The organism is bacterium SCSIO 12696 (assembly GCA_024397955.1).
Taxonomy (GTDB): domain Bacteria; phylum Pseudomonadota; class Gammaproteobacteria; order Pseudomonadales; family Porticoccaceae; genus SCSIO-12696.
The window spans coordinates 1,842,074-1,855,643 of the sequence record CP073744.1; the positions used below are offsets into that span (position 1 = coordinate 1,842,074).

The window sequence follows — 13,570 nt, forward strand, 5'->3', positions numbered from 1 at the left end:
ACTTATCCTCCAGAAGCCGGGTTGGCATTATCAACAAACCCGAGTAGTTCAGGGTGGTTGTCCTTGAGATATTCCACAAAAGCCTGCTCAGTAGCCTGGGCTTGCTTGGCGATGCTAGCAGCGCGCTCGTAGCCAATAACCGACACCAAGTTAACCGCCAATGCGGTACTGTTTTGCAGATTTTTCAAGCAGCGCGCCTCGTTGGCTTCGATACCAGCGATACAGTTATCTTTGAGGGTTGCCATGGCATTGAGCAGCAGTGAGCAGGACTCGTGAATACTGTAGAGAATCAGCGGCTCCATGGCATTCAGCTGCAGCTGCCCGGCCTCGGCGGCAAAGGTGATTGCAGTATCCATGCCGAATACCCGAAAGCACACCTGGTTCACCACTTCGGGAATCACCGGGTTTACCTTGCCAGGCATAATGGACGAGCCCGGCTGCCGGTCTGGTAATTTTATTTCGCCGATTCCTCCGGCTGGCCCGGAGGACAGCAAGCGCAAATCGTTGGAAATTTTCGACAGCTTCATGGCCAGACGTTTCAACATACCGCTGAACAGTGTGAACGCCCCCATATCCCAAGTTGCTTCAATGCGGTTTTTGCTGGCGCGAAACGGCAACCCGGATACTTCACACAGCACCGCCACAACCCGGCTCTGGTAATCCAGATTGGCACCAACACCGGTGCCAATGGCGGTTCCGCCAAGGTTGACCTCAAGAAAAAGGGATTTGATTTCGCTGGCGCGACTGACGTCTTCGAACAACGTTTCCGCAAAGGCTCTGAACTCCTGCCCCAAGGTCATGGGCACCGCATCCTGGAGCTGGGTTCGAGCCAGTTTGGGAATATGAGCAAATTCAACCGCCTTTTCTTCAATGGCCAGAGCCAACTGATTCAGGCCCTGCTCCAAACGTGCGCTCAGCTGATGCACGGCAATACGAACCGCCGTGGCATAGCTGTCGTTGGTGGACTGGTTACAATTCACGTGATCGTTCGGGTGCACAATGTCGTAACGGCCACGCTCGTAACCCATAATTTCCTGGGCACGATTGGCAATCACTTCGTTGCAGTTCATATTGGTGGAAGTACCCGCACCACCCTGAATCACGTCAACACAAAAATCGTGATGGTGGCGACCGGCGATGATTTCGTCGCAGGCGGCGATAATGGCATTGGCCACTGCAGCATCCACCAGTTTGAGGCGCTTGTTGGTGAGCGCTGAGGATTTTTTTACCCAGGCCAATGCCAACAACAACTCCGGCATATCAGCGATCTTGTTCCCCGATATGGGAAAGTTGCGGAGAGCCCGCACCGTTTGTGGGCCAAAATAACTGGCAGCGGGCACAGGCACTTCCCCCAGAGGGTCGCATTCAAGGCGAACAGCACCTTCCGCTTCCGGCATCGGCTGCATAAATTCGTAGCCCGGGTCTGCCAGTATTTCCGGGGCCTGTTTTTCCATTATTTGAGCGACGCCATCTTCCACCGCTGCTTTGGCAACAGCGGCAGGAATCGCCTCCGCCAGCATGGGGTTAAAAATGGTCGGCAGGATATCGCCCTTGGGGCAGTTGATTCGTGCCAGAGCTTTGACAGCAGCCACTTTCATCGCTTCTGTGATCGCCGTCGCTCCCACATCCAGCGCTCCCCGAAACACAAAGGGAAACGCGAGCAGGTTATTCACCTGATTGGGATAGTCGCTGCGCCCGGTGGCAATCACCGCATCCGGACGTACCGCCAGCACATCCGGTGGCAGAATTTCCGGCTCCGGGTTGGCCAGAGCAAACACAATGGGGCGTTCAGCCAGCATTGCCATCAAATCCTGATTAAAAGCATCGCGGGCCGATAGGCCAATCAAAATATCCGCACCGGGAGCCACCTCTGCCAGCGTGCGTGCGTCTGTTTCCCGCAAAAATGGCCGGTGCCATTCATGCACGTCTTGGCGGCGCTCGCTGTGCAATACGCCGACAATATCGCAGAGTGTCAGCTGGTGTGCCGATACGCCAAGGGCGAGCAACATATTCGCTGTTGCCAGTGCTGCGGCACCGGCGCCGTTAATGACAACCTTGCACTCGTGCAAGCATTTCTGTTGCTTTTCGCAGGCCTTCAACAAAGCCGCACAAACCACAATGGCGGTGCCGTGCTGGTCGTCATGGAATACCGGTATATCCATGGCCGCCTGCAACTTTTCCTCGATATAAAAACAGTCTGGCGCGGATATATCTTCCAGGTTAATGCCCCCAAAGCTGGGCTCCAGAGCTTTGACAACGCTGATAATATGGTCGGGATTGTCAACATCCAGTTCCAAGTCCACGGCATTGATATCGGCAAAGCGTTTGAACAATGCCGCCTTGCCCTCCATCACTGGTTTAGCGGCGTAAGGCCCCAGGTTACCCAGGCCGAGAATGGCAGAGCCGTTACTGACAACCGCAACCGTATTGCCTCTGGCGGTATAGCGGTTGACGTTTCTTTGATCCGCCGCAATAGCACGTACCGGAGCAGCCACACCGGGAGAATAGGCGATCGCCAAATCCGCCATGGAATTCAGTGCTTTGGGCAACGATGTTTGTATTTTCCCGGCCGGGTACTTTGTGTGGTAGTCCAGAGATTGACTGTCCTGGAGAGAAGTTTCTGACGATAAAGCGTTCATGGCAGTGGTCGACAAAAAGTAGCTAAAAAAGTGAAAATTTAGCTTACTCAACAAGCGTTATCGCTGCATGTCCGTGTGACGCACACTATATGCACGAATTGCATAAAGGTACTTTAAAAATACGTTTAAAAGAGTACGTCTTACTGTTTAAGCTCAAGTTTGATAGATTTTTGAAAGGCGATCCCAGAAATTCATAATTTCCGGTTTAATATTGGCCATATAACGATAAATTTCGACCTTCAGGGGGATATTGTATGCGCCCTCCCCCAGCACAATTACTTCACCCTGTTCCAGCTCCTGCTCAATTGTGGACTTTGGCAGCCAGCCAACCCCAAAGTCTTCCATCACCATGGATTTAATTGCTTCGGCAGTACTGGTTTCAATAACTTTCTCAAAGTAGAAAGGCGTCAGACTGTTCGTGGTTACCTCGTGGATCATTTTAGTGACGGATGAGTAATTCATGTAACTGAGATAAGGAATGGGCTTTTCAGGCGTACCTGGAAATTGAAAAAGCTCCCGATTCTGCAAGGCCCGGGAGCAAACCGGCAATAAAATATCTTCGCCCAGTTGAATGGATTCATACTTGCTGGCATCCAGAGAAATTGGGCTGATGGAATCACCGTAGACAATCAAAAGATCAAATTCTTGATGCTTCAAGGATTCGTAAAAATCCACACCACCTTTGATACTCGATGACAGGCGAAAGCGAAAATCCCCAAGATCCTTCTCCATGGACTTGAACCAAGCGGGGAAAAAATACACCGATAGGTGATTAGTAATGCCAATGGTGAGAGTTGGCCGTTTACCACTCTCTGTGGTACTGAAGTCCTCTCTGACTTTGTACAAAATCCGAATGGTTTGGTTGGCAGTTTCCACAAAACGATAGCCGGCATTGGTCAGCGAAATGGGGTGGCTGGTTCTGTCCACAAGAGTGGTGCCCAGCCAATCCTCAAGAGAGCGAATACGACGACTGAATGCCGATTGGGTAACATGGCGATCTTCTGCCGCCTTGGAAAAGCTGCCAGAGTTGGCAAGACTGACGAAATCCAGCAACCACTTCAGTTCCATATTTTATTCACCGCCCGATTCTGTTGATACTGAATAAACCTTATGCAAGGCATGCATAGCCTTATTACGGATTTGCCACAACGCTGCCAGCCTCCCAACTTATAATCACTTTTGCACTATCTGCCGAGTTTCTCAAAAGAAGCTTTGCTATCGCATCGCTTAGATGAGCACTGTGTTAGCACCTTACTCTCAGGATACCGCCTATGCAAAACAGCCACGCCCTTATTAGCAGCGATGTGGTCACCTTCGGATTGTTGGTGACTATTCTGGCACTCATTTTTCACACCGCCAGTAGCAACAACCCCAAATTACGTCGTTTTTACAAATTCGTTCCCGTGGTATTGATGTGCTACCTGATACCGTCGCTGCTCAGTACTTTTGGGGTGATCACCTCGGAAGGCTCACAGCTTTGGAGCATCGCCAAAAATTATTTTTTGCCCGCCAGTCTGGTGCTGATGACTCTGAGCATCGATCTGAAAGCCATCGCCAGGTTGGGCAACAAAGCCATTGCCATGTTTTTGACCGGAACCGTTGGCATTGTTATTGGCGGTCCATTGGCTATCCTGATTGTTGGCATAGTAAGCCCGGAAACCGTTGGCGGCAGTGATAGCGACGCAGTTTGGCGCGGCCTTGCAACGCTAGCCGGCAGCTGGATCGGCGGCGGCGCCAACCAGACTGCCATGCTGGAGGTGTACCAATACAATCCGCAAAACTACTCTGCCATGGTAACGGTGGACATTATTGTCGCCAACCTGTGGATGGCGGTTTTGCTTTATGGCGTTGGCAAAAGCGACGCCATTGATCGCTGGCTGAAAGCCGACACCAGCGCCATTGACCAGATCAAAGCTCAGTTGGAAGAGTATCATGGCAGCCGCGAGCAGCCCCTGGATTTTCCTAAATTAACTGCCATTTTCGCAGTTGCTTTCGGAGGCGTAGGCCTCTCTCATTTAGCCGCCAATACCTTCACGCCTTTTTTCAGCAATATCGATTTTGCCAAGGACACCATTTTAACCAGCAGTTTCTTTTGGATTGTGGTCACCGCTACTACTGTCGGCTTAACCCTCAGCTTTACCCGCTTACGAGAGCTGGAAGGGGCTGGCGCGTCAAAATTTGGCAGCCTGTTTATTTACCTGCTGGTATTGGTTGTCGGTACCAAAATGGATGTAATGAAAGCCTTTGAACAGCCGGGATTGATCGTTGTGGGCATTATCTGGATGGCTATTCACGCCGGGCTGTTGATATTTGTGGCGAAAACCATTCGCGCACCGTTTTTCTTTCTGGCTGTGGGCAGCAAATCCAACGTGGGCGGTGCAGCATCGGCGCCCATTGTAGCCGCGGCCTTCCACCCATCACTGGCTCCGGTAGGGGTATTGCTGGCAGTATTTGGCTACGCCCTGGGCACCTACGGTGCGATTCTGTGTGCAGAACTGATGGCCATGGCTGGCAGTTTTTAAAGAACATTAGAACCGGTTTTGCTCCTGCAAAACCGGTACTCTCACAATATAAGATGCTAGGTTAGTAACACATTCAAAGTGATTGCAGCTCAGGGAATTCCACCTTATCAGCTGAGGTCAGGAACCGGTGTATTCCTGCTTCAGGATCTAGAGTAAAACCGCGTTCAAACACTTCATCCACAAATAGCGCCGCAGTTTTATCCGCAAGCCCCAAGCCCGGCAGGGCCGATTTATTGGTAACCATTAGGGTGTGCATAATGTCTCGCCGGTCTTGACGCACGTCGAAGTGGGGGCAAACACTGCCTGAGAGAATGCCGAGGCAACTCATAGGTTGTATACGAGTTTTGATGGAGTCAGTAATACACCAGTCAAACAACAAACAGATTCCAGCGCTTGCACCCGCTAACAACACACCACGCTGGTAAGCCGCCTGTAACGCTGGCACCACTTGCCATTCATTAAACAATGCCAGCAAATTTCGTGTTACACCACCATCAATAAAAATAATATCCGCGTCGGCGAAATAACTGTCCGGATCGTCGCTTTTCATATCAAACAAACGAAACAGCTCCGGCTGGCACTGGAAGCGCGCGGCCAAACTATAGAACTCCATAATGCGGCGAGGGTCTTCCGCCTTGGCGGCGCCTATGTAATAAATTTTGGGGTTTTCCGCCGCTACCGTATCTAACATCAATTGGAAAAAGTGAGCCGGTTTCCAGGAAGGCACAAAAACCGATGGCGAATCACTAAACCCCAAAATACGGCGCTTTACCTGAGTCACAATATCCTCTCTTCTTATTTAGCTGTCATGCATATGGAAACCTTGTGGTGGTACCAGTCGTCCATTATTTTTCGTCGGGAAACGTTGGCTGGTATGGCTGGCCAATATATTGACCGTACCAACCAAGCTCAGTGTTAATTTTAAAAAGCTGGTTGCGCGGCTTACCAAAGTTATGGGGCTCTCCATCAGCAATATACAAATGAGTATCAACCCCCGCTGCTTTTACCGCTCGATACATCAAAATGCTCTGGGTTGGCGGAACTCGCACATCTTTTTCACCAGCCCAGAACAGGGTTGGCGTAGTAGCTTTGTAGGCCTGATACATTGGTGACTGCTGACGATACACATCCAGAGGGGCATCTTTCTGCCAGGGAGAGCCGCCAAAATTAAAGGTTCGTGAATGGCGCACATCACTCTCACCGTACATGGAATCCCAGTCCGCAGCACCGGCACCAGACGACGCCGCTTTAAACCGATCAGTTTGGGTAATCAGCCAGTTGACCATATGCCCCCCGGCACTCCAACCGTGTTTCAGCAGTTTGTTTGAATCTGCCAAGCCCGCATCAATCAATGCGTCAATCCCTAACATCACATCTTTATCCGCATTGCGAAAATAAGCGCCCACCATATCGCGCATAAACTCATCACCATAACCAGTGCCACCTCTGTGATTGGGCAAAAATACCCCGTAGCCTTGCCCGGAAAAAACCGGTATTGAGCGGGACACATTCCAAGAACCAAACTGCGAAGATGATCTAGGCCCACCGTGGGTAATGGTCACCAACGGAAAGCGCTCGCCCTGCTGGTAGTTCACCGGGTATACCAGTAAACCCTCTACGGTTTTGCCGTCAGCGCCCTTCCAGGTAAACGCTTCCTGGTGGCCCAACAGTTTGTTCTGGTTAAAGTCTTTGTACACATGAGTAATTTGAGTCAGCTCACCATCGGCGGTAAGGCGATGCAATTCACCAGGGTTGAGCGAATTTTCCAATCTAAAAACATGAGTGCCTGTCTGCGGACTAAAGCTCCATGCGCCCAGCTCATGGTCTCCGCGGGTGATCTGGGTTAATTTTTGCTTACCAAGATCGTAGCGATACAGCTGGTTGCGCAGGCCACTATTACCCAGCACAAACACAGCTTTCCCATCTTTGGTCCAGTGATAATCCATCACTTCTATATTTTCTTCAGGGAAAATTAATTGCGCTTTTTTCGCACCAACTTTCTGCACAAACAAGTTGTCTTGATAATAGTGCTCACCGCTGTCGTTTACCGTGGCGATGTAAGCGAAAGACTGCCCGTTCGGAGACAGTTTGGCATTGGACTCTCTGTAGCTATTATTGGTCAGACGTTGACTTTGATTGCTGGCGGGCGAGAAGAGATAGAGCTCCCGTTGTTGCTGATCATCAGAGAGACGTGAGGGAGCACGAGCGTACAGAACATCGCCATTGTCAGAGGCCACATTAAAATCGCCTACGGTATAAGAACCGCTGATTATCTGTGCGGACTTACCTCCAGAAACGCTAAAGAACCACAGCTCTCTACTTGTGGGGTTATCGTAAGCCTCGATGGCGGTAGCGTACTTTTTATTAGCCACCTTGGTTTTTTTTTGGTTACTGCGAAAATAAAAACCCGAGCCGTCCGCTACCCATAGTGGGTTCTGCACAGACAGTTCGTGACGAGTCAACTTTCTAGTAGTGTTCCTACGTACATTGTAAAGATACGCCTGCTGATCAGCGACACCTTCCTTTTTTGAATCCTGCTCACGAAGCAATAAAAAATGCTTGCTATCCGGCGACCAATTGACCGTAGAAAATCGTTCACCCTTACGCTCAGGTTTGAGAATTTCTCGAGATTCTCCCGATTCTATGTTGTGTAAAATATAGCTATCAACGTGGCGATTTTTGCCCCAATCTGTCTCACGAAGGGTGTAAACCACGTAACGACCATTAGGGGCCAAGCTGACGTTTGATATCAATGGCAATGAAACCATATCTACTGCGGTGACTACTGACTTTTCTCGATCCGCAGCCGCAGAAAAACCTGTCAGCAAGCACGCTGCTGCCAAGAACAAATAACGCATAGGGTTACCTCTTAAAATGCAAAGACGTGCTCCGAGTGGAGCACGTCTTTAAAGGAAGTTAAAAGCGCGCGCGTATTCCGAATCGGAAAGTCCGGCCATTGTAAGTGGCAAGGTCACTAAAGCGGTCGGAACGGCCACGAGTTTCGTTTACTGAAAACTTACGCCCGCTGTCAGTCAGATCGCTGGCTCGAAAGTAAAAAGTGAGACGATTCAGTGGGCCGAAATCCAGATTGCGCAGTTTGTACTCGGCGGTAAAATCCAGAAAACCCCTTTCTTGCTGATACTGGCTGATACCAAACGCTTCGATTTCTTCCAGCTGTATACCGGAATAGCGGTAGCTGAGAGCCGCTTCGAAATCGGAACTGTCGTAGAACAGTGCCACATTGGCTACTTCTTCAGGAGAATTAAAGAATGAGAACTCCTGAATTAATGGATCCCCTATATCGGCCAGACCAAGTTGCACTAAAATATTTTGCTCAGGATCATCTACAGCAAGATCCGGATCACCCAGAGACCCTAAGTTAATATCTGTGGAGCTTTCTTGGAAAGTAAAGTTGGCAATAACTCCTGCATTTTGCAACCAACCCGGCAAGTAACTAAATGTATGATAAAAGCCAAGTTCTAGACCGAAGACATCTGCTTTACCACCATTTTGAGATTGGATGATATTCACTGTCGCATTTGGAGAACTTAGTAACGCGTCAAAGCCACCAAGTTGATCAATTAAGGCGGCACCTTCTCCAGTAAAAGGAACATTATTTAGCAGCTCAGCCGGATCAAAATTTCCGCCGGCATTGAAATTAGTATCGGTAGCAAAATTACTGAAGATAAAATCATCAATTTTTTTGTAAAAAACAGCAGCGGTTATAGCATTTTGAGCATCAATGTAATACTCCAGCGATAAGTCAAAATTTTGTGAATAAGCATTTTTCAAATCTGGGTTGCCCAACTCAAAATCTGCTTCAACTTGGTCAACATCTGCCAAAGTGGCCGTAGCAGCTGCAACACCATCGTTTAAATCAACGTCAAAGTCACCCTCGATGGAGGCAGCGAGGAGATCAAATGTCGGCCGTGCAATAGAAGTGGTGTATGACGCGCGGAACAACAGATTATCGGCAATATTATAGGTCGCTGCTATTCGCGGTAAGAACTCAAAATTATCTGTATCTGTTAAATTTTGCTCCAAGTCCGGCGGGGTCAAATTTACAGAATCGCCATTACCGGGCGTTTCTTCAAAAAATACACCGGCCGTAAAATCTGCCGGAGCTGACAAATCTGCCTGATATTGTTCCATGCGGAACCCGCCGACAATATCCCAGTCGCCAAATTTGAGCTTGGCTTGCACATAAGCAGAGTAAAATTTTTCAACCGCTTCGGTGAGTTCAACATTCTGAGGATCATCACCAGATGCAAAAAAACCATTACGGAAGTTGTTGCGTATATTGCGCAGGCCATCACCATCAAATACTGGAATACCGTTAAATCCGATATTTGCGAATGGGTTATCAATGGGGCCAAAAGTGCGAATATCGCGAGTAAAGACACCTAAGTCTCCTGCCACAGCATTATTGTCTGGAAAGGTATCAACTGTTCCTAGGTATTCACCAGTTTCGCTCAATAAGTCATCTGTATTAGATAAAGTAATTACCAAGTCTGTGAATTCGGAGCGTTCGTACTGCACGCCAAATTTAATACTCTGCAATACACCGTCGTCATCAAAGGAACGCTCAGCATCAAATTTAAGTGAAAAGCGTTTATTTTCCTCAGAATCTTGCAATTCTTCATCGAAGTCATTGATTTCACCACAGGCTTCACCGTCATCATCCAAGCAAAACGGATCAAGGGCCCTGGTAAACACGTCCTGAGCACCCGGAACCGGTGCAACAAAGGGGCTAGCGTCCAAATTAAAAGGCGCAAAAGCTACTGCGTTATCGTTAGTGCCTCCCGGGACATCATCAAAATCATTGGTAAAATCGATCGATAGGATAGGGTTTTCTCTGAATGCCCTGGAAGAACCTGCAATATAATTGAACGTCCATTTTTCGAGCACTGTTTCACCGCGCAGAAAAATTGATGACTGACTTTCAAACTCATCTTCAATCTGACCTTCGAAGGTGATTTCGGGATCGTCAAAAGTTCTTCTTACAACACCGTCCACTGTGTCGAAATCATCGTTATCCACATCGAATTCAATATTGGAAATAATTTCATCACTTTCCGTTTCACTGTAGCGGCCACCGAGGGTTAGCGTGGTAGTATCAGTGACATTCCATTGAAAACTACCCGATACGTTGATGTTATCTCGCTCAATATCTGCTGCTTCATAGTCAACTTGCTCGGTAGTAAAGTTCTCAATGTCAATAAAATCTGTCGGTACTAGCTCTAATGCATCTTCAATGGTATCGGCATCATCCAGAACGACTGTTGAGCCATCCGCTGCTGTAAAGGTCTGCGGAAACAGCACTTCCGGCACGGTTGTAGACGGGTTAATCTGCAAATTGTCACTAAAACGCCGACGGAATGACGCCGACAGATTAAAACCAAAATCTTCGGTAAAGTGCTTGGCAAAGTTGGCGGAGTAACGATAACCGTTATCTTCCGCAAAGCTGTTATTGATATTCTCCAGGCTGATGCTGCCACCTTCTCTGCGCTCAAGAGCGCCGCGAGTACGGATATCGACGATACCGCCAATGCCTTCTGAAGCGTGTTCTGGCAAAGGTGCTTTCGTCACCACGATATTGCTGACTCCGTCGCCGCTAACAACGTTCAGCGGTGTGCGGCGAAACTCATCTGCCGTTCCCAGGCGCAGTCCATCATTCAAAACTGTGTTAAACGATGTATCCAAACCACGAATAGAAATGAATTCACCGTCACTGGTATCGTTATCTCGCTGGAAAGAAACACCTGGAATACGAGCCAGGGCTTCGGCGATGTTGTTATCCGGAAAGCGACCGGCATCATCCGCAGACAGCGAATCTGATATGGAGGCAGCATCTTTTTTACTGAGAATGGAATTGGCAATCGAGCTCCGCGTGCCAGTAACCACCACTTCCTCCTGAATTTCCCGCTTGTTCGCACCTTCTTTGGCGCTGTCCTCCTGCCCATAGGCAAACGTCGACATGCCATCCAAAGCAAACAATGTAATCGGCAGTACTTGGTAAGCCAGTTTGTTTTTCACAACCATTCCCCCTATCACTTATATTGGCAAGCTGCGTTGCAAAAAAGGCAAACCAACCACCCTGATGTTCGCAACATAGGCTTTCTTTGTTTCTACCATCTTAGGGTTCCGGGGGCGCAAGCTGTCAAATTCGGAATGCGCAACCTGTTATGCAAAAAATACATAATCCTGAAAGCCTTGCCAGACAAGGGCTACAGCGATTTTTCCCGGCAAAATCCACAAAGAATCAACGGTTGGAGGAATACGGATTGATACTGTTTTTTTGATAGCACATAACAATTCCCCCTACATTTGGAAACAAGAAAATTGATCAAGTACTGACACCGCCTACCCTACTGGCACCCAGTAACCGGCCCGGCTAACATACAACCTTTATAACCATTATTTTTTGAGACTCTTATGCCCCGCAGTATGACCGCCTTTGCCCGCCAGTCCGCCCAATACGATTGGGGCAACATCACTTGGGAGATTCGCTCCGTTAACCACCGTCACTTGGAACTCGATATACGTTTGCCAGAGACGGTTCGCGAGTTGGAGATGGCGCTTCGAGAACAGGCCCGAAAGCAGCTGCACAGGGGTAAGGTGGGCTGCTACTTGCAGCTACAACTGGAAAATAACAATCAATCGGTGGATCTCAACCTGGATCTGGCCAAGCGTTATATAGATGCCAGCCAACAGATCGGCGCCTTGATGGGCAACCCCGCTCAAGTATCTCCCCTCGACGTGCTGTGCCACCCCGGCGTACTTCGAGAACCGGAAGTGGATGCCGAGCAGTTAAAACAAGCCGTCAAAGAATTGTTTGGTCAAGCTCTGGAACAGCTAGGTAACGTGCGAGAGCGTGAAGGCGAAAAGCTAAAAGCCATGGTGGAGCAGCGTTTAAACAGCATTGGCGAAGAAGTGAGCACTGTGCGCACTCGCCTTCCGGAGTTGATGGCCGCTCAACGGGAGAAAATTCTCAATCGCCTGGGGGAACTGAAAGGGGAGCTGGACAACGACCGGATTGAGCAAGAGCTAGTGCACTTAGCCCAAAAGGCCGATGTGGATGAAGAGCTGGATCGCCTGGAAGCTCACCTGGGAGAAATCCGCCATATTCTTACCCGTTCGGGGCAAGTCGGGCGACGCTTGGACTTTTTGATGCAGGAGCTCAACCGAGAAGCCAACACTCTATCATCAAAATCCACCGCCACCGACACCACCAATTCCGCTGTAGAATTGAAGGTTCTGATTGAGCAGATGCGCGAGCAGATTCAAAATATTGAATGACCCGTGATACCCACCAGGTGTTACTGATACTGAACGAATACGAAGTAATACTGTCCTCCTATCGCCAACAACGTTAAGAGGACGCAATGATGATAAAACGCACTGCCGCTTTGAGTGTCTTGCTCACCGTATCACTAGCTGCTGTATCACTGGTCGCTGAAGCCCGTAAACCGGCGAAAATTGAACAAATTACCGACCACATCACCGTACTCAAAGCCGGGGGAGGCAACATCACTCTGTTCAGCGGCAGCGATGGCCTGTTTGTCGCAGATACCGGGGCTGCCCACTCCCGTGACAGAATGCTCAACGCGGTCAAATCAGTATCTGACCAACCGGTGCGTTTTGTGGTCAACACCCATTGGCATTTTGACCACGTGGGCAACAACGATGGCCTGCACACCCCCAAACACAACCACCACGCGGTGGTAATCGCCCACGAAAACGTGCGCAAACGCATGGCCGCAGGGCAGTACATACCTGGCCTCGACCGCACCACCGGGCCTGCTCCGGAAGATGCACTGCCAGTTATTACCTACACCAGTGGCTCCGATAGCGCACCGACCATCGTCCACTTCAACGGCGAAAAGGTGCAGGTTTTTGCCGTAGACCCCGCACATACAGATGGTGATTCTTTTGTGTTCTGGCCCACCTCTAATGTGATCCACAGCGGTGATCTGTTTTTTAATGGCATCTGGCCACTGATTGACGACAGCTCTGGCGGCAACATTGACGGAGTCATTAGCGCTGCTCAAAAAATGCTTGCCCTAAGCGACAATAATACCCAGATCGTTCCCGGCCACGGCCCTGTCGCCAGCAAAGCCGATTTGCAACACTACCTGAACATGCTCAACGCGGTGGCTCAGAGAGTAAAGGCCGCCAAAGCGCAGAATAAAACCCTGAAAGGCTGGCTGGCTGAAAACCCGCTGCAAGACATGGAAGAAGAATGGGGCGATGGTTTCCTATCCACCGTGCGCTTTATCGGCGCGGTATGGCGTGGGTTATAAACCAACGTTTTCACCACACGACTGGTTGTTGTTTGTGCCCTGCTCTGAAAAACAGAACAGGGCACTTTGATATGATGAGCGCGTCGATTATATTGCCCTCAATTCC

The 13,570-nt window shown here is 49.4% G+C and carries 8 protein-coding genes; 3 read left to right on the forward strand and 5 right to left on the reverse strand.

Going from position 1 to position 13,570, the window contains the following annotated elements:
• Positions 1 to 2: 2 nt before the first annotated feature.
• Together KFE80_08520 and KFE80_08525 are read right to left on the reverse strand one after the other, a co-directional pair.
• On the reverse strand, positions 3 to 2,639 hold the full coding sequence (locus tag KFE80_08520; GenBank protein ID UTW44438.1) for an aspartate ammonia-lyase: 2,637 nt from the start codon (positions 2,637 to 2,639) through the stop codon (positions 3 to 5).
• Between the two features lie 153 nt (positions 2,640 to 2,792).
• Positions 2,793 to 3,707: a LysR family transcriptional regulator gene (locus KFE80_08525; protein UTW44439.1), complete on the reverse strand. Its 915-nt coding sequence runs from the start codon at positions 3,705 to 3,707 to the stop codon at positions 2,793 to 2,795.
• Between the two features lie 203 nt (positions 3,708 to 3,910).
• Here KFE80_08525 and KFE80_08530 point away from each other — a divergent pair, with 203 nt between their 5' ends.
• On the forward strand, positions 3,911 to 5,161 hold the full coding sequence (locus tag KFE80_08530) for a DUF819 family protein (GenBank protein ID UTW44440.1): 1,251 nt from the start codon (positions 3,911 to 3,913) through the stop codon (positions 5,159 to 5,161).
• 73 nt (positions 5,162 to 5,234) lie between these two features.
• Here KFE80_08530 and KFE80_08535 read toward each other — a convergent pair whose 3' ends face one another.
• From KFE80_08535 to KFE80_08545, 3 genes are all read right to left on the reverse strand, one after another.
• The gene (locus tag KFE80_08535) at positions 5,235 to 5,942 is read right to left on the reverse strand and encodes a Type 1 glutamine amidotransferase-like domain-containing protein (GenBank protein ID UTW44441.1); all 708 of its coding nucleotides are present in this window, start codon (positions 5,940 to 5,942) and stop codon (positions 5,235 to 5,237) included.
• Positions 5,943 to 6,006: 64 nt separating this feature from the next.
• Complete coding sequence (locus KFE80_08540) at positions 6,007 to 8,019, reverse strand: S9 family peptidase (protein ID UTW44442.1); 2,013 nt, start codon at positions 8,017 to 8,019, stop codon at positions 6,007 to 6,009.
• A 58-nt stretch (positions 8,020 to 8,077) separates the two neighbouring features.
• Positions 8,078 to 11,197, reverse strand: a complete 3,120-nt coding sequence (locus KFE80_08545; GenBank protein ID UTW44443.1) for a TonB-dependent receptor — start codon at positions 11,195 to 11,197, stop codon at positions 8,078 to 8,080.
• A gap of 399 nt (positions 11,198 to 11,596) precedes the next feature.
• Here KFE80_08545 and KFE80_08550 point away from each other — a divergent pair, with 399 nt between their 5' ends.
• Entirely contained in the window at positions 11,597 to 12,460 is an 864-nt protein-coding gene (locus KFE80_08550) for a YicC family protein (protein ID UTW44444.1), read from the forward strand.
• An 86-nt stretch (positions 12,461 to 12,546) separates the two neighbouring features.
• Entirely contained in the window at positions 12,547 to 13,464 is a 918-nt protein-coding gene (locus tag KFE80_08555; protein UTW44445.1) for an MBL fold metallo-hydrolase, read from the forward strand.
• Positions 13,465 to 13,570 lie beyond the last annotated feature (106 nt).